We start from the raw sequence: 24,213 nt of genomic DNA, 5'->3' as shown, positions 1-24,213 counted from the left end.
GAACGGTCAACCGCCGAGTTCTCGCCTTAGCGCGGGCAACCACGCGCGGTCAGCGGGCACCCACACGAGGTCGTCGAGTTCGCCGACGCTGATCCAGCGCAGGGCGCGGTGGTCGTTGGGGTGCAGGGTCCCGCCGGTCTGCGTGACGCGGTAGGCGCGCAGGATCATGGTCGGGCCGAGTGCGACGTCGTCGCCGATCCGCGCACCGACGTCGACCAGGACGCCCAGCTCCTCGTGCAATTCGCGGGCCAGCGCGGCTTCCTCCGTCTCACCGGCGGCCACCTTGCCGCCGGGCAACTCCCACAATCCGGCCAGTTCTGCGGGCCGGTCGCGCTGCGCGACCAGCAGCGAGGCCTCGTTGATGAGGGCACCGGCGACGACGATCTGATTCGACATCTGGTTCGACACTGCGGCTGACGGTATACGGTCGAAGACATGGCTGTGTTAACGGACGAACAAGTGGACGCCGCACTGCCCGATCTGCCCGGCTGGGAACGCGCCGACGGCGCCCTGCGCCGCTCGATCAAGTTCCCGGCGTTTCTCGACGGCATCGACGCCGTTCGCCGGGTCGGCGAGCACGCGGAGAACAAGGATCACCATCCCGATATCGATATTCGCTGGCGGACAGTGACTTTCGCGTTGGTGACGCATTCCGAGGGCGGCATCACCGACAAGGACGTCGAGATGGCCAAGGACATCAACGGGATCGTCGGCCAGTAGAGGCGATCCAGGCCAGGGTGGCCAGCGTGGCGACGATGTAGATCAGCCCGGCCCAGGCCAGATACCACGGTCGCGGGATCACCCAGATCGTGGGCTGCGCGAAGCTCAGCAGCCAGGGGACCCCGATCAGGGTCAGGATGAGCCACCCCCAGCCCAATATCCGCGCGCCCCGCCGGGCGCTCAGCGGCCCGTGCAGCAACCAGATCATCAACGGGATCAGCCACACCCAGTGATGTGTCCACGAGATCGGCGACAGCAGCAGACCGAACAGCTGCACCACGACGATCCCCCCCAGCCGGTCCGAGGCTCCGCCGATCGCCCGCCACGCCAGAACCGCCAGCACCGCCGTCACCGCGATGCCCGCGACCACCGCGGGCCCGTAACCCGCGTCGTGTCCGAGGATCCGGGATATGCCGCCGCGCCACGACTGGTTGAACGATGTGCCGACCGGACCGACACGGTTGGCGTCACCGAGCAGTTCGGTGAAGTAGCGCCGGGTCTCGTCGCCGACGACCAATGCCGAAAGCCCCACGGTCGCAGGGAATACGACTGCGGAGAACACCACCGCCCCCCACCGTCGCGCACCCAGAAAGTACAACCCGGAGACCGCGGGCGTCAGCTTCAGCCCGGCCGCGACGCCGATCAGCAGGCCGGACAACCACCACCGCGTGCTGTACACCGCGTAGAGGACGCCCAGCACGAGCACCACGTTGATCTGGCCGTAGTCGAAGGTGCTGCGTAGCGGTTCGAGCCAGATGCCGACGGCCGTCCACAACATCGCCACACGCCGATCGCCGGAACCCAGGAGCCGCTGGCTGATTCGCACCACGCCGTAAAGGGCGGCGATGATCCCGAGTTGCCACAACAGCGCGACGAGGCCGAACGGCAGCAAGTGAAGCGGATAGAACACCACGGCGGCGAACGGCGGATACGTGAACGGCAGCGGAAAGTCCGGGGTCTGCTCGCCGTAGACGTAGTCATAGAGCGCGCCGGGTTGGTCCAGGGTGCCCGCACCTCCGACGTACACGTGCAGGTCGACGAAGTTCGCACCGTTGGGCGCCAGATAGGTCCACGCGAGTCGCGCCGCGATGCTGACCACCAACAGCACGGGCGCCGCAGCGGCCAGTCGGGCGGCCATCCGCGACGTTGACGGGGCTGCGCTTGTCGAGGTGTCTATCCGCCCGACTCTATCGGCCGGTCACTGAAACCCCTCGCTTGCGTAACGGTTGAATCACTGCCACACGTGTCACTTGAGTCACACCAGTAACTCCGTAGCTTCGGCCCAAGGCGTGCCACACAACTGATTGGGAGAACCATGCACAGCACCGGAAAACTGTTCGCGACCACCATGATCGCCGCTGCGGGAGCGGTCTCGGCCGCGCTGGCGCTGAGCGCCACCGCCACCGCCCAGCCTGCGGCGCCGGCGCCCGCGCCCAGCGTGCCGGGCTTGCCGCTCATCCAGCAGTTGGCGTCGAACCCCGCCGCGGCGACGCAGCTCATGCAGGGCTTCACATCGCTGCTGAACACGGCTCAGACCCCGGCCGCCCCCGCCGCGACGCCGCCGTCGGCGACCGCGACGGTCACCCTTCCGCAGCCGCCGTCGTCGCTGCCCGGTATGCCCGCAGCACCCGCGGCACCCGCAGCGACGCCTGCGACCGCACCGGCCAACCCGGCGAACCTGCTGTCCAACCTGCCCACCGGGCTGGCCTCGCTGCTGCCCGAGGGAACGCCGTTGACCGGCCTCCTGCCCGCCGCGGCACAGGCGGCCACGCCGTCGGCCGCAGCACCGGCGGCTGCCGCCCCGGCCGCTGCCCCGGCACTTCCCGGCGCGGGTATGGCGCCGCTGCTGGTGCCGCTGTCGGCTCTTCCGTGATCAACGGGGCGACGCCGAACTACGCACTGGCAGACACGACCACTACAACCACGTTCTGAGGGAGCCATGTCAGCTCGAAGGATGTTCGCCACCGTCGCCCTCGCGATCGGCTCATCGACCACGCTGCTCGTCAGCGGCGTGACCGGTGTGGCCGTCGCCGAACCCGCGCCGCCGGCGCCGATCGACGGGCTGCAGGCGCCCGGCCTGACGGCGGTCCAGGGCATCAGCCCGGCGATCCAGCAGGCCGCCGCCGATCCGACGAACGCCGCGTCGACGCTGATGGCCGCGGCCGCGGTGTTCGCCGGTGACGCGGTCGCTCCCACCGAGGCGCGAAATGTCGCGTCGGCGGTCAACCAGTTCGTCGCGCACAACCCCGCGCCCGGTGCGGTGCCGGGTGAGCAGGCGCATCTGCCTGCAGGGATCAATCCGGCTCACGCCGTGGGACCGGTACCGGACGCGGCGCCGGCGGCGGACGCGCCTCCCGCACCGGCGGCCGCTCCCGCTCCGGCACCCGCACCTGCGGCGGCACCGGTCGCTGCTGCTGCTGCACCCGCACCCGAGGCCGCCCCGGCACCAGCACCCGCCCCCGAGGCCGCCCCGGCGCCCGCACCGGCTCCTGCCGCCGCACCCGGTCCCGCCTTCGGCCCGGACGCCCCGCCGACGCAGGACTTCATGTACCCGTCGATCAGCAACGGCTGCCTCGGCGACGGCGGAACCGTGCTCGCCACGGCGATTTCGGTGGCCGGGCCCGCGAAGATCCCGACTCCGGGCCCCGGCCCGGGCCAGACCGCATACGTGTTCACCGCGGTCGGCACGCCGGGTCCAGCGGCCGAGCAGAAGTTGCCGCTCAACGTCACCTGGGTCAACCTGACCACCGGCAAATCGGGCAGCGCCACGCTCAAGCCGCGCTCGGACATCAACCCCGAGGGCCCGACCACACTGACCGCGATCGCCGACACCGGTTCGGGCAGCATCCTGTCGACGATCTTCGGACAGGTCACGACCACCGAACGGCAGTGCCAGTTCATGCCGACGATCGGCTCGACGGTCGTTCCGTAAGCGACCGTCAACCACCGCGCGAGTGACCGTGTTTGCCCCGCGACACGCCGCGGCGGCGCATGCAAACGCGGTCGCTCGCCGGGATCAGTTGGCGTCGAACCGACGCTTTGGGTGATTCACCCGCCCGCGATCGACCATTGCGTCGGTCTGAATCAGGATCAGTAGGCCATGAAGAGGATCGCGTCCCGGTCGTAATCGCGGCCGGGATGCGACTCGGACAGGTGCGCCTGGGCCTTCTCGACCAGGTCCTCCTCGTCCTTACCGACAATCGCTTCGCCACACGGGCAGTTCAGGTGCGTCTTCATATCCCCACCTTCGCATAGGTCGCCACCGACAAGCCCAAGATATAGCCATGGATCTCTACGACGTCATGCGCACGACGGCCGCAGTGCGCGAGTACACCGGCGACCCGCTGCCCGACGACGTCCTCGAGCGCATTCTCGACAATGCCCGCTTCGCGCCGAGCGGCGGCAACCGCCAGGGCAACCGGGTCGTCGTCGTGCGCGATCCGGCGACGCGCGAAGCGCTGATCGAATACGCGCGACCCGGGACGAAGCGCTACATCGCGCAACTGCGCAACGGCGAAAGTCCGTGGAATCCGTTGCATCCCTGCCGAGTTGACGAACAGACCATCGCGGCGGTGAATCTGCCGAACCAGTCACCGCTGCGCACCGCCGAAGTTGTGCTCGTGGTCTGCGTCGATCTGGGCGTCGTGGCCGCGTTCGATCAACACCTCGACCGTGTGGGGCTGATCGCGGGGGCATCGGTGTACCCGTTCGTCTGGAACATCCTGCTGGCCGCCCGCAACGAGGGGTACGGCGGCGTCCTCACGACGGCCGCCGTTGCGGCAGAGCCGCAGGTTCGTGAGCTGCTGGGCATCCCGGACAACTACGCGGTCGCCGCGCTGCTGCCGCTCGGCAAGCCAATCCGTCAACTGACGAAGTTGACCCGCAGGCCCGTCGCCGAGATCGCCACGAAGGAGCGCTTCGACGGCGAACCGCTCGGCGCATGACAAGTGTGGACGTCCGATAACAGTTCGGTCGGCAACCAGACTCGATATGGCGTGGTCGATTCCGCTCCTCTGAGTTTCGTGAGACCTTCGGAACGTGACCTGCACGCTGGGCTACGCCACAGCAAGCGCCGCCGAGCAGGGCCTCGAGGGTCAGCTCGCGGCGCTCAACGCTGCAGGCGTCGACCCCCGGCGAGTGTTCACCGACCGGCTCTCCGACTCCGCCGATCGCATCGGCGCGGGACTCCACGCGATGCTGAGTTACGCCCGCTCCGGTGACACGATCGTCGTCGTCGCGCTGGACCGGCTCGGCCGCACCGGCACTGAAGTGACCCGCACCATCGCCGAACTCTGCGAACGGGGCCTTCGGCTTCGCACCCTCAAAGAGGGCCTCGACACCGGTACCTCCACCGGCCGCGTCGTCGCAGCCGTCATCAAGACGCTGGCCCGCTTGGACTCCGAGGACGCCGCGGTCTAACCCTTCGCGGCCTTGGCGGCTGCCTTCGCCTGCTTCTTGAACGACCGCACCTTCTCCAGCGAACCGGCGTCGACCACGTCGGCCACCGACCGGTACGAGCCGGGCTTGCCGTAGTCCCCGGCGGCCTTGCGCCAGCCTTCGGGTGTCACTCCGTACTGCTTGCCGAGCAAGGCCAAAAAGATCTTCGCCTTCTGCTCACCGAACCCGGGCAGGGCCTTGAGCCGACGCAGCACCTCGGCGCCGTCCGGGTCGCCCTCGGTCCACAGCGCGGCCGCATCACCGCCGTAGCGATCGACGATCAACTGCGCGAGCGCCTGTACCCGTTTGGCCATCGAACCTGGAAAGCGATGAATGGCAGGGGTTTTCGAACACAACTCGACGAACTTCTCGGGATCGTAGTCAGCGATCTCGCGGACATCGAAGCCACCCAGGCGGTCGGCGATCTTCTTCGGACCCGCGAACGCCGCCTCCATCGGGTACTGCTGATCGAGCAGCATCCCGGTCAGCAATGCGAATGGGTTTGATTCCAGCAGCGCGTCGGCCGCGCGATCTTGGACAAGCTGCAGTTTCGCCACGACGCCAGTCTAAGGCTGCGTGATTGTGGTGCCCGCCGTCCCGATTGTTGAGCAGAGGCAGCCGTCATGCGGTGATTCACCGGCTTCGCGAAAGTGCTGCGAGCCGGATGTTCGCCAACAGTATGGAAGCCTGGCGGATCGGCGCCGAGTCGGCCTGCAAGTACACATTCGCCGAAGCATCAAGGCGACCGCGCCCCAACCACCGCGAATCTTGCGTCGGGCAATTCTTCCCGGTGTTGGATTGCCACAACAATCCCGAAACCGTAGCTACGCAACCGTAAGCTACGCTAGCGTAGCAATCGTGACAGATCAGCAGGTCAGTGTGCTGTTCGAACTCGAGCCCGTGGTGGCGGCCAATCTTGACCGCCACCTCGCCGTGGCGAAAGACTGGCAGCCGCATGACTATGTGCCTTGGTCTCGCGGACGGGATTTCTCCTTCCTCGGTGGCACCGATTGGCAACCCGAGGATTCGCCGCTCGACCCGGTCGCGCAGACAGCAATGATTGTCAATTTGCTGACTGAGGACAATTTGCCGTCCTATCACCGCGAGATCGCCACCCGGTTCGGGCGCGACGGCGCCTGGGGTCAGTGGGTCGGTCGATGGACTGCCGAAGAGGGCCGGCACGCGATCGCGATTCGCGACTACCTCGTCGTAACGCGTGGGGTGGACCCCGTCCGGTTGGAAGCGCTGCGGATGGAGCACACTACGGCGGGTTACGACAGCGGTGACAAGACCGTGTTGCAAGCGTTGGCCTACGTCTCCTTTCAAGAACTGGCGACCCGAATCGCGCACCGCAACACCGGGCGCGCGACAGGATGCCCCGTCGCCGAGCAGTTGCTCGCTCGCATATCGACCGACGAGAACCTGCATATGATCTTCTACCGCAACTTGATGGCCGCCGCGCTCGACCTCGCGCCGGACGAGGCGATGCAGACGATCCGCGACGAAGTAGTGGGTTTCCAAATGCCCGGGCAGGGCATGACGGACTACGCCAAGAACGCCGTCACGATCGCCAAAGCGGGCATCTACGATCTGCGCCTGCACCACGATGCGGTGCTCCAGCCGGTGCTGCGGTTCTGGCGGATCTTTGAGCGCACCGACTTCGGGCCGGCGGGTGAACAAGCCCGCGACGAGCTCTCGTTTTTCCTCGCCGCGCTCGACGCCAGGGCAAAGCACTACGAGGAGAAGCGCGCCGCTCGCGAAGCGGAACCCTCGATGGCGTGACGCAACCTCTGGTTGCCGATCGATCGTTAGCCGCGCTGCTACTCGCAGGAAGAACCGACAGACCTCTCGCAGAGTCCGCGTCGCGGTGAGGACCGTGTCGCTTAGCGACCGCCGTGGGCAGGGGGCCGCCTACCCAAGCATGGTTCGTATCAGCTGCGGCCCGCCGATCACCGCCCACAATCCACAAGTGGGTATTTCTGTCGGCGTGTCGCGGAGTGTCCGCGACTACGCGTGAACCAGAGTTTCGTACCAGCAACTGAGTAGTTCCATCGTCGGAGTTCAGGAGTGAGATGGCCGAACTTGACCTGCCGCATCGGGATACCCCGATCAGCGGCGAGGAGTACCGAACTTTACAAGCGAGCCCCGAGTTTCAAGAGTTGCGATTCAGGCTGAGCCGCTTCGTCTTCCCTATGAGCGCGCTGTTCCTGGTCTGGTATGCCGCCTACGTGATCCTCGGCGCTTTCGCCCACGACTTCATGGCGATCAAGGTGTGGGGCAATATCAATGTCGGTCTGTCGATCGGCATCGGCCAGTTCGTCTCCACGTTCGTGATCACTGGCCTTTACGTACGCTTTGCCAACCGCGAGCTCGACCCGCGGGCCGAGGCCATCCGAACCAAGCTGGAAGGCGGCGCGGCATGAGCACCCTGCTGGCCGTCGACCAGACCGTCGGCAACCCCGCCGCCAACATCGGCATCTTCGGGCTGTTCGTTGCGGTGACGCTGTACATCGTGATCCGCGCGAGCAAGAAGAATGCCACCGCCGCCGAGTTCTTCACGGCCGGACGGTCGTTCACCGGTCCGCAGAACGGCATCGCGATCTCCGGTGACTATCTGTCGGCCGCCAGCTTCCTCGGCATCGCGGGTGCGATCGCGGTCTACGGCTATGACGGCTTCCTCTATTCGATCGGCTTCCTGGTGGCCTGGCTCGTCGCGCTGTTGTTGGTCGCCGAATTACTGCGCAACGCAGGCAAATTCACGATGGCCGACGTGCTGAGCTTCCGGCTCAAGCAACGCCCGGTACGGCTGGCGGCGGCCACCACGACTCTGGCCGTGTGCCTGTTCTACCTACTGGCGCAGATGGCAGGCGCCGGCGGACTCGTCGCGCTGTTGCTCAACGTCACCAGCGATTTCGGCCAGGCCGTCGTGATCGCCGTCGTCGGCGTCCTGATGATCGTCTACGTGCTGATCGGCGGCATGAAGGGCACCACCTGGGTGCAGATCATCAAGGCTGTGCTGTTGATCGGCGGCACGGCGCTGATGACGGTGTGGGTGCTCGCCAAGTTCGGTGCGAACTTCTCCGAGATCCTCGGCGCGGCCCAGTCGGCCGTCTCGGGCTCGTCGAATGAGGCGGTCGCCGCGCGGGACGTCCTGGCCCCCGGGGCGCAATACGGCGCCTCGTTGACATCGCAGATCAATTTCATCTCCTTGGCGCTGGCGCTGGTGCTCGGCACCGCGGGCCTGCCGCACGTGCTGATGCGCTTCTACACGGTGCCGACCGCCAAGGAGGCGCGCCGCTCGGTGGTCTGGGCGATCGCGCTCATCGGCGCGTTCTACCTGTTCACCCTTGCGCTCGGTTACGGCGCCGCGGCGCTCGTCGGACCCGAGACCATCCTGGCCGCCCCCGGCGGGCAGAACTCGGCCGCGCCGCTTCTGGCGTTCGAACTCGGCGGGGTCATCCTGCTCGGCATCATCTCGGCGGTCGCGTTCGCGACGATCCTCGCCGTCGTCGCCGGCCTGACCATCACCGCGGCAACGTCTTTCGCCCACGACATCTACGCCAGCGTGCTCAAGAGCGACCGGGTCAGCGAAGACGAACAGGTGCGGGTATCGCGCATCACGGTCGTGGTGCTGGGTGTCTTCGCGATCGGCCTGGGCGTCCTGGCGGCCGAGCAGAACATCGCGTTCCTCGTCGCCCTCGCGTTCGCGGTGGCCGCCGCGGCCAACCTGCCGACCATCCTGTACTCGCTGTACTGGCCGCGGTTCAACACCCGGGGCGCGTTGTGGAGCATGTACGGCGGTCTGATCTCGACGATCCTGCTGATCGTGTTCTCCCCCGCCGTGTCGGGATCGAAGACCGCGATGCTGCCCAGCCTCGACTTCGCATGGTTCCCGCTGGCCAATCCTGGCATCGTGTCGATCCCGCTGGCCTTCCTGCTCGGCGCCATCGGCACGCTGACCTCAGCCGACCGCGGCGATCCGGACATCAATGCCGAGTTCGAGGTTCGCTCGCTGACCGGCGTCGGCGCCGAGAAGGCCGTCACACACTGACTTTAACCCCGCGAAACTGCATTCCAGCAGGCAAAGTCCGAGTGACCGTCTGCTGGAGTGCAATTTCGGCGCAGAAAGTTGCACCGCGACGTGTCTGAGGCTCCAGCCCGCGCGGGCACGCGCCTGGCTTTCCCGCTGCTGGCGTACGCGTTCGCCGCGATCATGCTCGGCACCACGATGCCCACACCGATGTACGCCCTTTACGGCGAGCAGATGCAGTTCTCGGTGGTCACCACCACCGTCGTCTACGCGGCGTATGCGGGCGGTGTGCTGTTCGCCCTGCTGACGTTCGGACGGTGGTCTGACGCGATCGGCAGGCGTCCGCTGCTGCTCGGCGGGGTCGTCGCGGCGCTGATCAGTGCCGGGGTGTTCGTCGTCGCCGATTCCGTACCGCTGTTGGTTGTCGGCCGCGTGTTCTCCGGACTGTCCGCGGGCGTCTCCACCGGGACGGCCACCGCGGCGGTCATCGAGGCCGCGCCGCCGCACTGGCGCAGCAGGGCCGCCGCGGTCGCGACCGTCGCCAACATCGGCGGCCTCGGGGCCGGTCCGATGCTGGCCGGCGTGCTGGTCGAGTACGCGCCGATGCCGCTGCATCTCAGCTTCATCGTCCACATCGTGCTGGCGGCGCTGGCGGGCGTGGCGGTGCTGCTGGTGCCGGAGACATCGCCACGGTCCGGACGCATCGCGCTGCAGCGTCTGGCGGTTCCGCCCGAGGTGCGTTCGGTGTTCATCCTCGCCGCGATCGCGGGATTCGCCGGATTTGCCGTCACTGGCCTGTTCGCCGCCGTGGCGCCCTCCTTCGTGACCGAGGTCGTCGGGATCGACAACCAGGCAGTCGCCGGACTCATCGCCGGTTCGATCTTCGCCGCGTCCGCCCTGACGCAGATCGCCACCAACACCATGCGGCCGCAGCGGGCGCTCGCCGTCGGCTGCGCAATCCTGGTCGCCGGGATGGCGATTCTCGCAGTCGCACTTCAACTCTCGTCGCTGATCGGGCTCGTCGCGGCCGCCGTGGTGTCGGGTGCGGGGCAGGGTATGAGTTTCAGCCGCGGCCTGGCCGCGATCTCGGAGCGCAGCCCGGTCGAACGCCGCGCCGAGGTCAACTCGACCTACTTCGTCATCGGCTACGTGGCCATCTCGCTACCCGTTGTCGGCGAGGGTGTGGCCGCCGATACCTGGGGATTACGCACGGCGGGCGTGAGTTTCGCCGTGGCGGTCGCGGTTCTGTCGGGCATCTGCCTGGTGGCGATTCTGCTGCGCGAGTCAAGAGACGCACGGGAAACGCGCACGGCCGCGTCCGGCGCGTAATCATCTGAGCGACTTGGCTCCGGCGGAGATGCGCCGCCGGCGACCCTTTTAAGTGCTTCTACTCATGCGCGACGCCACCCCCGCCCCGACGATCAACCACATGACGATGTTTCCAACCGCAGCCGACATCGAGGCGGCAACTCCGGCGTCCCGAGACCGTGCGATCGACGTCATCCGCATCGTGTCGTTGCTCGGGGTGGTGATCGGCCACACCGTGATGGCCACCAGCACCTTGCGCGACGACGTGTTCATCTGGAGCAACCTGCTCACCGCATCGCCCGTTCTTCAGGCGCTCACCTGGGTGTTTCAAATCATGCCGCTGTTCTTCTTCGCGGGCGTGGCCGCCAGCGTTGAGAGTTGGAACCTCGGCAGCAGCTGGGGCAATTGGCTGCTGCGACGCTGCACCCGGCTCTACCGGCCCGTGTTCTTTTACCTCGCCTTCTGGGCCGTCGCGCTGATCGCCCTGCGACTTGTTCTGCCCCAACACGTCTACGAACCCGTCGCCGGAATCTCGATCCAACTGTTGTGGTTTCTGGGCGCCTACGTGTTGGTGCTCGCTGCGGTACCGGTGTTGGCCCGCATCACCACCGCAGGCCGACTGGTGGCCGCAGTCGCCGCCACCTACGGGTTCATAGCCGTCGTTGACGCGATGCGGATCAACGTCGACGGCTGGGCCGGGCTGGGCTACCTGAATCTGACCGCCTGGCTGATTCCGGGCATGCTCGCCGTCGGCTATCGACGCGCACTGCTGAGCGCGCGCGTGGCGGTCGCACTGGGCGCCGTGATGCTGGCGGTCAACCTGGCGCTGGTGACGTTCGGACCTTACGAGCTGAGCCTGGTCGGCATCGAAACCCAGCAGCTCAAGAACATGACACCGCCGTCGCTACTCCTGGCTGGCCACGCAATCATGATGTGCGCGTTCGTAATTGCTGCCATGCCGGCGATCGCGCGGTGGGCGCGGCGGAGGTGGGTGTGGTGGCTGACCGCGATCGGCAACACCGGTGCCATGACGCTGTACCTGTGGCACATGCCCGCGCTGCTGATGATGCACCTGGCGTTCGACTACCTGGGCTACCCGCGCTTCGACCCGGCCGCCCCGAGCTTCATCGCGGTGTCGGTTCTGCAGGTGCTGATCATGGCCACGGTGGTTGCGCTGCTGTTCGTCACGCTGCGCTCACTGGAGAACGACCCGTTACCGCTGTGGGACGGCGGATACCTCGCCGAGCCCGGTGTGCTCAGCGTGACAGTCGGTGTCCTGCTCTGCACCGCAGGCGCAGCCACCCTGGCCGCGGTGGGTTGGGGACTGAAGGATCAGGGCCTGCTGTGCGTGGCGGTGATGTTGACCGCGCTTGTCGTCGCCCGTGGCCTCACATTTGATGGCAGACTCCTCAACGCGGCTCGTTCCTCGCCGCTAGATCGTCGTCCGCCTAGCCGCTCTTGCGCCGAAACTCCCGCCGATGCTCAACCGGTCCATGCGCGCGCGACTGCTTAGCACCGCCGTCCTTGTGGTTGCCGCCGCCGGCCGCCTTGGCCTTCTTGCGCTCCAGCGCCTCCCGGAACTTGCGCTTGGTGTCGTCTTCCGGTGTCTCAGCCATGACGGCAGCCTAGCCCGAGAGCCGGCCGGCCGTCGCCTGCTTTATCGCTTGCCGGGCGGCATGCCGTAGACGTGGCTGATCGGCAGCGTCATCACCACCCGGCGGTCGTCGACCATCGCGCGCCGGTAGTCGTCCCAGTCGGGATGTTCACCGGCGATGTTGCGGTACAACGCGATCAGCGCCTCGACGGTACCGTCGTCGGGTGACGCCGCAGGAGGTGTGAGTGTCGCGTCGCCCTCGGCGACCGCGTAGGACCAACCGTCGTCCGAGCTGACGTGAAGTGATGCGCGCGGGTCGCGTCGCAGGTTGCGGGTCTTGGCCCGCGGCTCGGTGATCGACACCTGGATGGTCAACGCGCGCGAGTCGAAGTAGTACGACACGTTCGACAATTGCGGGCGACCGTCGCGTTTGATGGTCGCCAGGACGCCCAGCGAGTTTCCGCCGATCAAGGCGAGCAGCTTGTCGTCGAACACGTGGCGTCCCATGCTCGTCAGCCTACGTCTCTACCATCGAGATGTGACCGGTCCTGCACACCGAATCGACGGCAACGTGCTCGAAGGCGTATCTGCGACCGCGCTGTGGACGCTGTACTTCCGCGCCAGCGAGGCCAAGCGATCCGACGGGATACTCCGCGACCCGTGGGCCATCACGCTGTTCGACGCCATCGACTACGACTACGGCAAGTTCGGCAAGCCCAACCAGTCGCACGCCGTCCGGGCCCTCGCGTTCGATGCCGCCACTCGCGAGTATTTGACCACCCATCCGAAAGCATCGGTGGTTGCGCTCGCCGAAGGTCTGCAGACCAGCTTCTGGCGACTGCAGAGACACGGCGTCGCCGACGAATTGACCTGGTATTCAGTCGATCTCCCACCCATCGTGGCCCTGCGCGAGAAGCTATTGCCACACGATGACCGGATCGTTTCGCTGGCGCAGTCAGCGCTGGACCGCAGCTGGATGGACCACATCGATGCGTCGAACGGTGCGTTCATCACCGCCGAAGGCCTGCTGATGTATCTGGACCCCGACGACGCGCTCGGTCTGATCCGCGACTGCGCGGCGCGCTTTCCCGGAGGCCGGATGATGTTCGACTCCGTGCCGCCCTGGTTCAGTCGACGCACGGTGCGCGGCAAACTGAAGCTGTCCGACCGTTACGTCACCCCACCGATGCCCTTCGCGCTAACCCCCGACGAGGCCCTCGCGCTGGCCGGGCGCATTCCCGGTGTGCGCGCCGCACACGACCTCGCCATGGTGCCGGGGCGTGGGCTGTACAAGGTGCTGGCCTCGCCGGCGTGGGACCGCGTCGGGTTCCTGCGCAAGGGCCGCCCCAGCCACACCCTGCTGGAGTTCGGCTGATGACGCGCTATGCGGCTTTCCTGCGCGGCGTCAACGTCGGTGGCGTCAACCTGAAGATGGCCGACGTCGCGAAGGCCTTCGAGGGAGTCGGATTCCGTTCGGTACGAACGATTCTCGCCAGCGGCAACGTCGTGTTCGACAGCGGGTCGGGAGTCGAGACGGTGCGGAAGAAGGCTGAGAAGGCCTTGCGCGACACCTTCGGGTACGACGCCTGGGTGCTGGCGTACCCGATCGATACCGTTGCCGCGATCTCGCGCGCCTATCCCTTCGAGCGCGAGGTCTCCGACCACCACTCCTACGTCACATTCGTGACCGACGAACAAGTGCTCGACGAGCTCGCCGGCCTGGCCGAGCAAGCCACCCCCGAGGAGAAGATCGAGCGCGGCGAGGGCGTCGTCTACTGGCAGGTGCCCAAGGCCGCAACGCTCGACAGCACCATCGGCAAGACCATGGGCAAGAAACGGTACAAGTCGTCGACCACCACCAGGAATCTGCGCACGCTGGACAAAGTCCTGCGCTAGGTACATTCGAGCAGGTGAGCTCCGAACCGAACGCCTCGTCCGCCAAGGCCGACGCCACCATGCTGACCGGTGTGTCCGAGACCGCGCTGATGACGCTCAACGTGCGGGCCACGGAGGCGCGTCGTCCGGACGGACTGATCGACGACCCGATGGCGGTCCAGCTCGTCGACTCCATCGACTTCGACTTCTCCAAGTTCGGCCTGTCCCGCCGCCAGGACATGGCGGTGCGGGCCCTGGCGTTCGACCGCGAGACGCGGCGCTACCTCGGCGATCATCCTCGCGGCACGGTCGTGGCGCTCGCCGAGGGGCTCCAGACCAGCTTCTACCGGATCGACGCCGCCGATGTGGGACACGAATTCTCCTGGCTCACCGTGGATCTCCCCCCGGTCGTCGAACTGCGCCGACGTCTGTTGCCCGCATCGGAGCGGGTTCGCATGCTGGCCCAGTCGGCGCTGGACTACAGCTGGATGGACCACGTCGACACCGAACACGGCGTGTTCATCACCGCCGAAGGGCTGCTGATGTATCTGCAGCCGGAGGAGGCGCTCGGCCTGATCGGCGAGTGCGCGGCCCGCTTCCCCGGGGGACGGATGGTGTTCGAGCTGCCACCGGCCTGGTTCGCCCGGTTGATCAGCCGGGGCGTGTTGCGCCCCTCGTTCGGCTACCGCGTCCCACCCATGCCGTTTCACATGACGCCCTCGCAGGTCGCCAACCTCGTCAACGAGATCCCCGGGATCCGGGCGGTGCACGACATCGCGCTGCCGCCGGGACGCGGCAAGGTGCTCAACGCGCTGATGTGGGGGGCGCAGCGGCTTCCGTGGTTCGATTCCGTGCGTCCGGTCCTCGCCCTGCTCGAATTCGGCTGAGCCGGGCGGCTCGTTTCTCTGCCGCCTACCCGAACGCCGTTTCCACATATCGCAGCGCGTCGTCCTTGCCGACTCCGAGCGCTTTGGCCGCCGATACGAACGTGTTCGCCGCCGTGGCCATCGCTCCGTCCACGGGATCAGCATGGGCGACGAATGTGCCGAAACGCCCACGGGTTTCGAGTATTCCCGCCGCCTCCAGCTCGCGGTAGGCACGCGCCACGGTGTTCACCGCGAGACCGAGTTGGCCGGCCAGCTCGCGCACCGTCGGCAACCGCGTACCCGGCGGCAGTCTGCCGTCGCGCACACCGTCGATGACCTGCGTCCTGAGCTGGTCGAACAAGGCACCCGACGCGCGATGGTCGATGCGTACCCAATCCCCCAACTCGGCCACGTGCCCAGTATTGCCCACAGCGGCTAGTTTGGTCATGTGCAGGTAACGGTCCTCAGCGGTGCGGGCATCTCGGCCGAGAGCGGGGTGCCGACCTTCCGCGATGCCGAAACCGGGCTGTGGGCGAAGGTCGACCCCTATGAAATCTCCAGTTCGGAAGGGTGGCGGGCACACCCGGAGAAGGTGTGGGCGTGGTATCTGTGGCGTCACTACATGATGAGCGCTGTACACCCGAACGACGGCCACCGGGCCGTCGCCGCCTGGCAGGACTACGCCGACGTGCACGTCGTCACCCAGAACGTCGACGACCTGCATGAGCGAGCAGGCAGCAAGAAGGTCTACCACGTGCACGGGAGCCTGTTCGAGTTCCACTGCGATCGCTGCCGGCAGGCATATTCCGGTGAGCTACCGGCCATGCCCGAACCGGTGGAGACCGTCGACCCGCCGCGGTGCGAATGCGGCGGCCTCATCAGGCCCAACGTGGTCTGGTTCGGTGAGGCGCTGCCCGAGGACGCGTGGCAGCGTTCGGTCGAGGCGGTCAGCGGCGCGGACCTGGTGATCGTCGTCGGCACCTCGTCGATCGTCTATCCCGCGGCGGGCCTGCCGGAGATCGCATTGGCCAACAACATCCCGGTCATCGAAGTCAACCCGGAACGCACCCCGCTGTCGGACTCGGCGACGGCGTCCGTGCGCGAGACGGCGGCCAGCGCGCTGCCGAGCCTGCTGCAGCGGCTCCCGGCCCTACTCGGTTAGGGCCTGACCGCGCGGCCGATCGCGAACTCGGCGACCGGCAGCGGCACCCACCTCGGCATCGTCCATTCTCGCCGGGCGCCCTCGACCTCGAACCCCGCACCCACGATGCTCTGTTCGGTGTGGCGGTGGGTGTGGCAGTTTCCGAGCAGCCGCGGCCACACCGTCGCGTCGGCGATCCTCTGCAGCCGCCCACGGCCGCCCTCGCTGGCGATGTGCTCGAGATAGCGCAGCTCACCGCCGGGCCGCAGCAACGAAAGCAGCTGGCGCAGAACAGTATCGGGATCATCGATCGAGCACAGCACCAGCGAGCAGACGATCGCGTCGAAGGGCTCGCTGCGGTTGGCCACGAAGTGCTCCACGGTGTCGGTGCTGACGGTGACGGGCACGCGGGCCGCGACCGCGGTCCGCTGGGCGTGTTCGGCGAGACGGCGTTCGGGCTCGACGGCCACCACCTCGCGCACCGTGTCGGGGTAGAACTCGAAGTTCGTTCCGGTACCCGCACCGACCTCCAGAACCCGTCCCGACAGGCCGGCGAGGTTCTGCCGGCGGAGTTGCCGGATGGCGTCGGTCTCGTGGGTGGACATCACCGTCCACAACCGGGCGAAGAACGGGTTATCGACCGTGTCCGACATAAAGCATTCCCTTCAACTGAGCGACGGTTTGCGGTGGTGGCGCTTCGAGGTCCACCGCCCCCCGGGTGATGTGACCGAGACACACGGCAGTCAGCACCCGGTCGGCGAAGTCCTCGACATCCCCCCACGGTAGGTACGGCTTGGAGATCAGCATGGCGGCCACCCCGTGCGCGACGGTCATCAACTCCAGAGCCGTCGCGGTCGAGTCGTCCGGCGGATAAGTTCCCTCCGCCATCAGTCCCTCGACTGCGGTGCGCAGGTGCACGAATGCCGAGCTGTTCAACGCCACATCCACGTCGCTGCCCGGCCGGCTCTCCCCCATCGTCGCAATGCGGTACAGCTCAGGGGTTTTCATCGCGAACCGCACATACGCCAACCCCTGCGCGCGCAGCACCTCGATGGTCGACGGCTGCCCGGCCGCCACACTTTGCATCTCCTCGTCGAGTTTCTCGAAGTACCGTGCGCACACCGCGTCGAGCAGCGCGTCCTTGTCGGCGAAGTGCAGGTAGATCGACGGCGGGGTCACCCCCACCCGCTGCGCCACCGACCGGATCGACACCTCTTTCGCATTGCCCGACGCGAGCAGCAGATCGGTGGTGGCGTCGAGGATCTCGTCACGCAGCTGCTCACCGGACCCCCGCGGGGCGCGTCGCCGTTTCATCGCGAACCCGCCGGCTGGATCGAGCCTTCGGCGCGCGATGGTTCAGCGGACTCGTGCAAGCCGATCCGTTCGTGCAGTCTGGCCAACGGCTTGGGCGACCACCAGTTCCACCGTCCGAGCAGATGCATGAACGCCGGCACCAATCCCATCCGCACCAACGTCGCATCGGCGAGCACCGCCAGCGTCAACCCGACACCGAACATCCGCATGAACGCGACCTCGGCCGCGATCAGCGCCGCGAACGAGATCGACATCAGCAGCGCGGCGGCCGTCACGACACGGCCGGTCTTCGCCAGGCCGAGCGCCACGCTCTCGTCGTTGCGCGCGCGAGCCGACATCGCCCCGTCTTCGCCTGACTGCAGCCAGAACTCGCGGATTCGCGAGATCAGGAACACCTCGTAATCCATCGACAGCCCGAATGCGATGCAGAACAACAACACGGGCATGTTCGCCACCAGCGTCCCGGTCGGTGTGGTGCCCAGTGCGCCGAGATGGCCTTCCTGGAAGATCCACACCAGCGCACCGAACGCGGCCGTCAGCGATAAGACGTTGAGTATCAACGCTTTCACCGGCAACACCACGCTCCCGGTGAGCAGGAAGAGCAGTACGAAGGTGATGGCCGCGATCACCCCGAGCACCAGCGGCAGGCGCGACGTGATCGCCGAGGCACTGTCGCGGTTCACCTGTGCGGTGCCGGTCAGCAGCACCGGAACATCGGCGGGGGTGCTCACCGCCTCGAGTCGGTCGAGCTGTGCTTCGGACGCGTCGCTGAACAACGGCGCCTCGCTGGCGACCGTGAGAAACGCCTTGTTGTCCTTGACGCCGGTAGCGGCCGACGGCGGGCCGATCGATCTGCCGTCGACGAATGTGCCGCCGGGAGCCGACACCGACGATACGTCGCCGACCCGCGAGAGGTCTGCCGCGTAGCGGTCCACCATCGCGGGCGTGAGATCTCGGGTGTCCGGTATGACGACCGTGACGTTGCGGGCCGAGTCGACGGCGAAGTTGTTGCGTAGCTCGTCGCCGACCTGCCGCGCCGACGCGGACTGAGGCAGCACCCGCTCGTCGGGGAACCCCCAGCGTGCGTTGAGGAACGGCGCGCCGAGCACCAGCAGCAGCGTGACGATCGCGAGCCCGATCGGAAGTGCCCGGCGCATCACGACTTTCGTGCAGCGGTACCAGAACGTCTGCTCGACGGGTTTGCGCACCGGCTCCGGTCTGCCGACGAGCCGGCGACCGAACCGCCGCACGTCCAGCGCGTCCAACCGGTCCCCGAGCAGCACGATCGCGGCGGGCGCCACCACCACCGCGGCGAGGGCCGCGAACGTCACCACCGCGATGCCCGCGTACGCGAACGACTTCAGGAAGTACATCGGAAACAACACCATCGCGACCATGGACAGCGCGACCGTCATCGCCGAGAACAACACGGTGCGCCCGGCGGTCACCATCGTGCGAACCAACGCCGCGTCAGGTTGCGCCCCGTCGGCGATCTCGTCGCGGTACCTGCTGATGATCAACAGCGTGTAATCGATAGCGAGCGCCAAACCCATTGCGACCGTGAGGTTCAGCGCGAAGATCGAAACGTCGGTGAGGTACGTGACGCCGCGCAGCACCGCCATCGAACCCAGGATCGCGAAACCACCGATGGCCAACGGCAGCGCGGCGGCGAGCAGGCCGCCGAACACCCACACCAGCGCCACGAAGCACAGCGGAATCGCGATCGCCTCCATTTTGAGGAGATCCCGTTCGCTCTGCCCGTTGATCTGCACGTAGATCATGGCCTCGCCGCCGGCGCGCACGGTGACGCCGTCGCGGTCGTGCACGAGTCGCTCGGTGAGTTCCTTCGCATGCGTTTGCGCGCCGCTCTCACCGCCGGTGATCCCGGCGACGATCAGCCCGGTCTTCCCGTCCTCACTGATCAGCGCGGGCGCCGCGGTCGGTGGTGCGCCCCACAGCGAGGTCACCCCGACGACCGACGGCGAGGCCCGCAGTTCGGCAGCAAGCTCCTCGCCGACGGCACGGGCCCGCGGGCTCTGCGCGCCCTCGTCGGAGTGCACGCTGAGAATCAGCTCCATGTCGCCCTGATCGAACGTGTCGACCAGGAGCTGGGTGGCCTTGGCCGACTCCGAGGTGGGGTCCTGGAAGCCGCCGGCGGATAGGTGCTTGGCGACGGGGATGCCGAAGATCCCGCACCCGACCATCACCAGGACCGCTATCGCGATGATGCGCCGAGGCGCCGCTATGGCCAGGTGCGCGACTCTTTGCAGCACTCGGGGTCCTCTCGGCTCGGACTAACGCCGGTAACTTAACAACGATAAGTCAGGGCCGTCAACGCCCCTTCAGGACACACGAAACACGAACCCGCGGCGTTCAAGTGCGATTCTCGCGATGAGTTGCGGCATTCCTGGTAGTCGTAATCGGCATGACCACGACGGAAGCGGCGACCGCCGCCACCACCACACGCGACACCGCGACGGACATCGGCCTGCTCATCCTGAGAATCGGTATCGGTGCGGCGATCCTTCAGGCGGGCCTGATCAAGGCCTTCGACTTCAGCACCACCGTCGGTTTCATGGACTCGGCCGGGTGGCGGTTGCCCGGGTTGGCCGCGTTCATGGTCACGGCGGCCGAGACGCTCGGTGGCCTAGGCCTCCTCTTCGGTGCGCTGACGCCGCTGGCGGCGTGTGCGGTGGTCGCGGCGATGGTCGACGCGTGGGCCGTCAACGTGTCGCAATCGGCTTTCTGGTCCGAACCTTTCAACGCGCCGTTCCTGATCGGCGTCGGCGCCGCAGCGCTGCTGTTCCTCGGGGCCGGCGCCTACTCGCTCGACGCCAAGGTGTTGGGCCGGGTGTCGTGGGGACGGCGCGTCGCCGTCGGCCTGCTGGTCGTGGCCTTCGCCGCGGCGATCCTGACCTGGGTGGCGCTGCTCGGCACCAACCCCATCCACTTCACCGCTGGTTCGTAGCCGGTCAGCAAATCGCTACTGGCGAGTAGTACGCGACCCTACTTGGCGGTAAGAATTGCCACAGTATTCCGAATCGTGACTCAAAGATTCCTTAGAGGTGACACCTACTGTCGAGTACATGTGGATCGACGACACCAGTGCCGATGTCATCAAGGTCGACTTCGAGGCGCTCTACCACGGCGACGTCCTGGTAGAAGGCGACACCTCGGAGCAGCTCGACGACGAGCACACCCTGCGCACCGCCGTCTGAACGAACGCGCGCCGAGGGGTCGCGCATTCGCTCCGACGGTTGGGCCTCAAACGCCCGAGCCGGTTCTGTTCCTGCTTTCTTGCTGAACCCGCCCGCTAACGTTTCCCGTTCTAAGCCACGTTCTCTTCTTCGTCGTCGGCGATCATGTCGCTGAGTCGGCCGCTGATGATCTCCTCTGCCTCGTCGACGATGCGCCCGACCAGATCACCACAGGTCGGGATGTCGTTGATCAGGCCCATGGCGGTGCCCACGCTCCAGATGCCGGCGTCGAGGTCGCCGATCTCGTAGACCTTCACGCCGCGCGAGCCGGCAACCAGGTCCTTGACGTCCTCGAACTGACCGCCGCGGTTCAGGATCTCCACGACCTCTCGCGACACCGCGTTGCTGGCCACGCGGGCCGTGTTTCGCAGCGGCCGGAAGATCAGCTCCGTGTCGAGCTCGGTGCCCGCCACGATCGCTTCCTTGACGTTCTGGTGGATCGCCGATTCGACGGTGCACATGAACCGCGAACCCATGTTGATGCCGTCAGCGCCCAGCGCCAACGCGGCGACCAGACCGCGCGCGTCGGCGAACCCGCCCGAGGCGATCATCGGGATCTCGATCTTGGCCGCCGCCGCGGGGATCAGCACCAGGCCCGGGATGTCGTCCTCGCCGGGATGGCCCGCACACTCGAAGCCGTCGATGCTGATGCCGTCGACGCCGAGGCTTTGCGCCTTGACCGCGTGCCGCACCGAGGTGCACTTGTGCAGCACCTTGATCCCGTTCTCGTGGAACATCGGCAGATGCGGCGCCGGGTTCGACCCCGCGGTCTCGACGATCTTGATGCCCGAGTCGACGATCACCTGCCGGTACTCGTCATACGGCGGCGGGTTGATCGTCGGCAGGATCGTCAGGTTGACGCCGAACGGCTTGTCGGTCAGATCGCGGCACTTGGCGATCTCCTTGGCCAGATCGGCCGGCGTCGGCTGCGTCAATGCGGTGATGAAGCCGAGCGCACCCGCATTCGCCACGGCCGCAACGAGTTCCGCGCGGCCGACCCACTGCATCCCACCCTGCACGATGGGATGCTCGATTCCGAACGTCTCGGTGAACTTCGTCCTGATACCCATCGCGTCTACCTACCTCGGGGCCATCCGGATCGCGCCGTCCAGGCGGATCACTTCACCGTTGAGCATCGGGTTCTCGACGATATGCGCGGCCAGCGCGCCGTACTCGTCGGGATCGCCCAGGCGCGCCGGATGCGGCACCTGCTTGCCCAGCGAGGCCTGCGCCTCTTCGGGCAGCGAACCCAGCAGCGGGGTCTTGAACAGACCCGGCGCGATGGTGACGACGCGGATGAACTCACGCGACAGATCACGCGCGATCGGCAGGGTCATCCCGACCACCCCACCCTTGGAGGCGGAGTAGGCGGCCTGCCCGATCTGGCCCTCGAACGCCGCGACCGACGCGGTGTTGATGATGACGCCACGCTCACCGTTGATGGGCTCGGTTTTCGCGATCCTCTCGGCCGCCAGCCGCAGCACGTTGAACGTGCCGATCAGGTTGACCTCGATGACCTTCTTGAAGCCGTCGAGCGGGAACGGGCCGTCCTTGCTCAACGTCTTGATCGCGTTGCCGATGCCCGCGCAGTTGACGTTGATGCGCAGCGGGCCCATCTTCTCGGCGGCATCGAGCGCCGCACTGACGGCGTCCGGATCGGTCACGTTGGTTTCGACGAACTGGGCGCGATCACCGAGTTCTTTGACCGCCTCTTCGCCTTTGAGGTCGATGACGACCACCGATGCGCCCCTGTCGAGCAGGCGTTTGGTGGTTGCCAGGCCGAGGCCCGATGCGCCACCGGTGACGACGGCTACGGCGTCCTTGATCTCCACTTTGAGGGTGTTCCTTTCTCTAGGCCCAGTCTCGCAAGACGGCTTCGGTGTCGGCTCCGGCTTGGCCGGGTGGTGTCGGTGCCGTCGGCGCGCTTCGGGAGAACCGCGGCGCGGGCATCGGTTGCAGGTGCTCACCGTCGCGATAGAAGGTGTTGCGCTCGGTGACGTGCGGTTCGGACTCGACCTCGCTGAACGACAGCACCGGGGTCACGCAGGCGTCGCTGTCGGCGAACACCTTGGCCCAGTGGTCGCGATCCTTGCTCGCGATGACCTCGCTGAGCTCCGCGCGTAACTCCGGCCAGCGGCTCGCGTCGTTCTGATCCGGCAGGTCGGCGTTCTCCAGGCCCAGGCCCTTGAGGAACGCGGCGTAGAACTGCGGTTCGATGCACCCGACCGCGATGTAGCGGCCGTCAGCGCAGGTGTAGGTGTCGTAGTAGGGGGCGCCGCCGTCGAGGATGTTGACCCCGCGCTGGTCGGTCCACAGCCCGTCCTGAAGGAAGCCCCAGATCATCTGCGCCAGCACGCTGGAGCCGTCGATCATCGCCGCGTCGACCACCTGACCCTTGCCCGACGTCTGGCGTTCCCACAGCGCGGACAGGATGCCGACGAGCAGGAACATCGAGCCGCCGCCGAAGTCACCGGTCAGGTTCAGCGGTGGAACCGGTCGCTCGCCCGCCCGGCCGATCGAGTGCAGCACACCGTTGAGCGAGATGTAGTTGATGTCGTGGCCGGCCTGCAGGCGCCGCGGCCCGGTCTGACCCCAGCCCGTCATGCGCCCGTAGATCAGCCGCTCGTTGACCTTCGCGCAATCGTCCGGCCCGAGACCGAGGCGTTCGGTGACACCGGGGCGCAGCCCCTCGATCAGCACGTCGGCCTTTGCGACCAGCCGCAACACGAGTTCGCGGCCTTCGTCGCTCTTGAGGTCGGCGGCGACGGAACGCCGGTTGCGCAGGGCGGCCTCGCGCTTGCTGGTCGGAATTCCCCCGAGCTTGCCCGGCCTCTCGATGCGGACGACGTCGGCGCCGAGATCACCGAGGATCATCGCCGCGTGCGGCCCGGGTCCGATGCTCGCGAGTTCGATCACCCGCAGCCCGTGCAGAGGTCCCGCCATGCTTACCGCCCTTCGTTGGACAATCGCTTCCGGATCGCCGACATAGCTTACTTGTATAACCAAGTGATCCGGTTCTAGGGTGCAGCCATGACAACGCTGGATTCGGGCGCACCCACATATACCGGCATCGACGCTCTGAGTGTCGACCTTGCCGACGGTGTGCTTTCGGTGACGCTGAATCGGCCCGACAGCCTCAACTCGCTGAACCGCGAGATGCTGGTCGGTATCGCGGACACTCTCAATACGGCGGCCACCGATCGGCGGGTCAAGGTCGTGCGGCTCGGCGGCGCGGGCCGCGGCTTCTGCTCGGGCGCGGGCATCGGCGACGACGATCAGGCGCAGAAGAGTGTCGACGGCCCGGCCTCGGTGCTCGACGCCGCCAACGATGCGGTCCGCGCGATCGTCAACCTGCCCCAGCCCGTGGTCGCGGCCGTGCACGGTGCGGCGGCCGGCGTCGGCGTCTCGCTGGCACTGGCCTCGGATGTTGTATTGGCTTCGGACAAAGCATATTTCATGTTGGCGTTCACCAAGATCGGGCTGATGCCCGACGGCGGCGCCTCGGCGCTGGTGGCGGCGGCGGTCGGACGTACCCGCGCGGCCCGCATGGCGCTGCTTGCCGAAAAGGTCTCGGCGCGCGAGGCATACGACTGGGGCCTGGCCGCCGCGGTCTATCCGGCCGACGAGTTCGACGCCGAGGTCGACAAGGTGCTCACCGCGCTGAAGTCCGG

Annotated in this window: 30 protein-coding genes; 17 read left to right on the top strand and 13 right to left on the bottom strand. The window is 67.0% G+C overall.

From position 1 onward, the window contains the following. Positions 1-6 precede the first annotated feature (6 nt). Positions 7-396, bottom strand: coding sequence for a (deoxy)nucleoside triphosphate pyrophosphohydrolase (locus AU198_RS13365; protein WP_064348673.1), 390 nt, complete (start codon positions 394-396; stop codon positions 7-9). Between the two features lie 39 nt (positions 397-435). Between AU198_RS13365 and AU198_RS13360 the strand changes: the two genes are divergently transcribed. Next, a complete protein-coding gene (locus tag AU198_RS13360; protein WP_064348628.1) occupies positions 436-720 on the top strand; it encodes a 4a-hydroxytetrahydrobiopterin dehydratase in 285 nt (94 codons plus the stop codon). Here AU198_RS13360 and AU198_RS13355 read toward each other — a convergent pair. Next, positions 698-1,858, bottom strand: a complete 1,161-nt coding sequence (locus AU198_RS13355) for a mannosyltransferase (protein ID WP_064348627.1) — start codon at positions 1,856-1,858, stop codon at positions 698-700. The genes AU198_RS13360 and AU198_RS13355 overlap by 23 nt on opposite strands. A 177-nt stretch (positions 1,859-2,035) precedes the next feature. Here AU198_RS13355 and AU198_RS13350 point away from each other — a divergent pair, with 177 nt between their 5' ends. Both AU198_RS13350 and AU198_RS13345 read left to right on the top strand, forming a co-directional pair. Next, positions 2,036-2,593 carry a hypothetical protein gene (locus AU198_RS13350; RefSeq protein WP_064348626.1) on the top strand — a complete coding sequence of 186 codons (558 nt, stop codon included), beginning with the start codon at positions 2,036-2,038 and terminating at the stop codon, positions 2,591-2,593. Between the two features lie 66 nt (positions 2,594-2,659). After that, positions 2,660-3,652 (top strand): Rv1157c family protein, encoded by a 993-nt coding sequence (locus AU198_RS13345; protein WP_064348625.1) that lies wholly within the window; start codon positions 2,660-2,662, stop codon positions 3,650-3,652. Between the two features lie 158 nt (positions 3,653-3,810). On the opposite strand, the gene AU198_RS25780 is transcribed toward AU198_RS13345, so the two are convergent. Beyond that, on the bottom strand, positions 3,811-3,957 hold the full coding sequence (locus AU198_RS25780) for a DUF1059 domain-containing protein (protein WP_066808023.1): 147 nt from the start codon (positions 3,955-3,957) through the stop codon (positions 3,811-3,813). 47 nt (positions 3,958-4,004) lie between these two features. On the opposite strand from AU198_RS25780, the gene AU198_RS13340 reads away from it, so the two are divergent. Further along, positions 4,005-4,664: a nitroreductase family protein gene (locus AU198_RS13340; RefSeq protein ID WP_064348624.1), complete on the top strand. Its 660-nt coding sequence runs from the start codon at positions 4,005-4,007 to the stop codon at positions 4,662-4,664. A 94-nt stretch (positions 4,665-4,758) separates the two neighbouring features. Further along, positions 4,759-5,139, top strand: coding sequence for a recombinase family protein (locus AU198_RS13335; RefSeq protein WP_064348623.1), 381 nt, complete (start codon positions 4,759-4,761; stop codon positions 5,137-5,139). Here the strand turns inward: AU198_RS13335 and AU198_RS13330 are convergent. Next, positions 5,136-5,714, bottom strand: coding sequence for an HhH-GPD-type base excision DNA repair protein (locus AU198_RS13330; protein ID WP_064348622.1), 579 nt, complete (start codon positions 5,712-5,714; stop codon positions 5,136-5,138). The genes AU198_RS13335 and AU198_RS13330 overlap by 4 nt on opposite strands. A gap of 322 nt (positions 5,715-6,036) precedes the next feature. On the opposite strand from AU198_RS13330, the gene AU198_RS13325 reads away from it, so the two are divergent. The 5 genes from AU198_RS13325 to AU198_RS13305 all read left to right on the top strand — a co-directional run bounded on the left by AU198_RS13325 (position 6,037) and on the right by AU198_RS13305 (position 12,008). Further along, entirely contained in the window at positions 6,037-6,939 is a 903-nt protein-coding gene (locus tag AU198_RS13325; protein WP_502689289.1) for an acyl-ACP desaturase, read from the top strand. Between the two features lie 290 nt (positions 6,940-7,229). Next, the gene (locus AU198_RS13320; RefSeq protein ID WP_064348621.1) at positions 7,230-7,580 is read left to right on the top strand and encodes a DUF485 domain-containing protein; all 351 of its coding nucleotides are present in this window, start codon (positions 7,230-7,232) and stop codon (positions 7,578-7,580) included. Next, positions 7,577-9,208 (top strand): monocarboxylic acid transporter, encoded by a 1,632-nt coding sequence (locus tag AU198_RS13315; protein ID WP_064348620.1) that lies wholly within the window; start codon positions 7,577-7,579, stop codon positions 9,206-9,208. The genes AU198_RS13320 and AU198_RS13315 overlap by 4 nt, the downstream gene beginning before the upstream one ends. Before the next feature lie 90 nt (positions 9,209-9,298). Next, on the top strand, positions 9,299-10,516 hold the full coding sequence (locus AU198_RS13310) for an MFS transporter (protein ID WP_286141467.1): 1,218 nt from the start codon (positions 9,299-9,301) through the stop codon (positions 10,514-10,516). 100 nt (positions 10,517-10,616) lie between these two features. After that, entirely contained in the window at positions 10,617-12,008 is a 1,392-nt protein-coding gene (locus AU198_RS13305; protein WP_082691003.1) for an acyltransferase family protein, read from the top strand. Here the strand turns inward: AU198_RS13305 and AU198_RS26195 are convergent. Further along, positions 11,944-12,111: a DUF5302 domain-containing protein gene (locus AU198_RS26195; RefSeq protein WP_156431592.1), complete on the bottom strand. Its 168-nt coding sequence runs from the start codon at positions 12,109-12,111 to the stop codon at positions 11,944-11,946. The genes AU198_RS13305 and AU198_RS26195 overlap by 65 nt on opposite strands. A gap of 41 nt (positions 12,112-12,152) precedes the next feature. After that, a complete protein-coding gene (locus AU198_RS13300) occupies positions 12,153-12,596 on the bottom strand; it encodes a PPOX class F420-dependent oxidoreductase (protein ID WP_064348619.1) in 444 nt (147 codons plus the stop codon). Between the two features lie 31 nt (positions 12,597-12,627). On the opposite strand from AU198_RS13300, the gene AU198_RS13295 reads away from it, so the two are divergent. Genes AU198_RS13295 through AU198_RS13285 form a run of 3 tightly spaced genes read left to right on the top strand, consistent with a single transcriptional unit; the run spans position 12,628 to position 14,851 of the window. After that, the gene (locus AU198_RS13295) at positions 12,628-13,464 is read left to right on the top strand and encodes a class I SAM-dependent methyltransferase (protein ID WP_231744664.1); all 837 of its coding nucleotides are present in this window, start codon (positions 12,628-12,630) and stop codon (positions 13,462-13,464) included. Beyond that, positions 13,464-13,985: a DUF1697 domain-containing protein gene (locus AU198_RS13290; RefSeq protein WP_064348617.1), complete on the top strand. Its 522-nt coding sequence runs from the start codon at positions 13,464-13,466 to the stop codon at positions 13,983-13,985. Before AU198_RS13295 ends, AU198_RS13290 begins: the two co-directional genes overlap by 1 nt. A gap of 59 nt (positions 13,986-14,044) precedes the next feature. Then, positions 14,045-14,851: a class I SAM-dependent methyltransferase gene (locus AU198_RS13285; RefSeq protein WP_064348670.1), complete on the top strand. Its 807-nt coding sequence runs from the start codon at positions 14,045-14,047 to the stop codon at positions 14,849-14,851. 25 nt (positions 14,852-14,876) lie between these two features. On the opposite strand, the gene AU198_RS13280 is transcribed toward AU198_RS13285, so the two are convergent. Further along, positions 14,877-15,242, bottom strand: coding sequence for an Rv1152 family transcriptional regulator (locus AU198_RS13280; protein ID WP_064348616.1), 366 nt, complete (start codon positions 15,240-15,242; stop codon positions 14,877-14,879). A gap of 36 nt (positions 15,243-15,278) precedes the next feature. On the opposite strand from AU198_RS13280, the gene AU198_RS13275 reads away from it, so the two are divergent. Further along, positions 15,279-15,992, top strand: a complete 714-nt coding sequence (locus AU198_RS13275; RefSeq protein WP_064348615.1) for an NAD-dependent deacylase — start codon at positions 15,279-15,281, stop codon at positions 15,990-15,992. Here the strand turns inward: AU198_RS13275 and AU198_RS13270 are convergent. From AU198_RS13270 to AU198_RS13260, 3 genes are read right to left on the bottom strand one after another with little or no spacing between them, the layout of a single operon-like run. Further along, positions 15,989-16,624 carry a class I SAM-dependent methyltransferase gene (locus AU198_RS13270; protein ID WP_064348614.1) on the bottom strand — a complete coding sequence of 212 codons (636 nt, stop codon included), beginning with the start codon at positions 16,622-16,624 and terminating at the stop codon, positions 15,989-15,991. The two genes, AU198_RS13275 and AU198_RS13270, sit on opposite strands and share 4 nt — an antisense overlap. Further along, on the bottom strand, positions 16,605-17,285 hold the full coding sequence (locus AU198_RS13265; RefSeq protein ID WP_064348613.1) for a TetR/AcrR family transcriptional regulator: 681 nt from the start codon (positions 17,283-17,285) through the stop codon (positions 16,605-16,607). The genes AU198_RS13270 and AU198_RS13265 overlap by 20 nt, the downstream gene beginning before the upstream one ends. After that, positions 17,282-19,558 carry an MMPL family transporter gene (locus AU198_RS13260; RefSeq protein ID WP_064348612.1) on the bottom strand — a complete coding sequence of 759 codons (2,277 nt, stop codon included), beginning with the start codon at positions 19,556-19,558 and terminating at the stop codon, positions 17,282-17,284. The genes AU198_RS13265 and AU198_RS13260 overlap by 4 nt, the downstream gene beginning before the upstream one ends. Positions 19,559-19,710: 152 nt before the next feature. Here AU198_RS13260 and AU198_RS13255 point away from each other — a divergent pair, with 152 nt between their 5' ends. Continuing rightward, positions 19,711-20,253 carry a DoxX family protein gene (locus AU198_RS13255; protein ID WP_064348611.1) on the top strand — a complete coding sequence of 181 codons (543 nt, stop codon included), beginning with the start codon at positions 19,711-19,713 and terminating at the stop codon, positions 20,251-20,253. 118 nt (positions 20,254-20,371) lie between these two features. Beyond that, positions 20,372-20,503, top strand: coding sequence for a hypothetical protein (locus AU198_RS26825; RefSeq protein WP_090346444.1), 132 nt, complete (start codon positions 20,372-20,374; stop codon positions 20,501-20,503). Positions 20,504-20,613: 110 nt separating this feature from the next. Here the strand turns inward: AU198_RS26825 and AU198_RS13250 are convergent, their stop codons facing one another. Genes AU198_RS13250 through AU198_RS13240 form a run of 3 tightly spaced genes read right to left on the bottom strand, consistent with a single transcriptional unit; the run spans position 20,614 to position 23,485 of the window. Further along, entirely contained in the window at positions 20,614-21,612 is a 999-nt protein-coding gene (locus AU198_RS13250) for an NAD(P)H-dependent flavin oxidoreductase (protein WP_064348610.1), read from the bottom strand. Between the two features lie 9 nt (positions 21,613-21,621). Further along, complete coding sequence (locus AU198_RS13245; RefSeq protein WP_064348609.1) at positions 21,622-22,374, bottom strand: 3-hydroxyacyl-CoA dehydrogenase; 753 nt, start codon at positions 22,372-22,374, stop codon at positions 21,622-21,624. A gap of 19 nt (positions 22,375-22,393) precedes the next feature. Then, on the bottom strand, positions 22,394-23,485 hold the full coding sequence (locus AU198_RS13240; RefSeq protein ID WP_064348608.1) for a CaiB/BaiF CoA transferase family protein: 1,092 nt from the start codon (positions 23,483-23,485) through the stop codon (positions 22,394-22,396). 87 nt (positions 23,486-23,572) lie between these two features. On the opposite strand from AU198_RS13240, the gene AU198_RS13235 reads away from it, so the two are divergent. After that, on the top strand, positions 23,573-24,213 hold a 641-nt coding region (locus tag AU198_RS13235), incomplete at its 3' end, for an enoyl-CoA hydratase-related protein (RefSeq protein ID WP_064348607.1).

Source organism: Mycobacterium sp. GA-1199, assembly GCF_001500045.1.
Lineage (GTDB): Bacteria > Actinomycetota > Actinomycetes > Mycobacteriales > Mycobacteriaceae > Mycobacterium.
The sequence above is the reverse complement of the archived record's forward strand: the minus strand, read 5'-3'. Positions and strand labels throughout refer to the sequence as shown.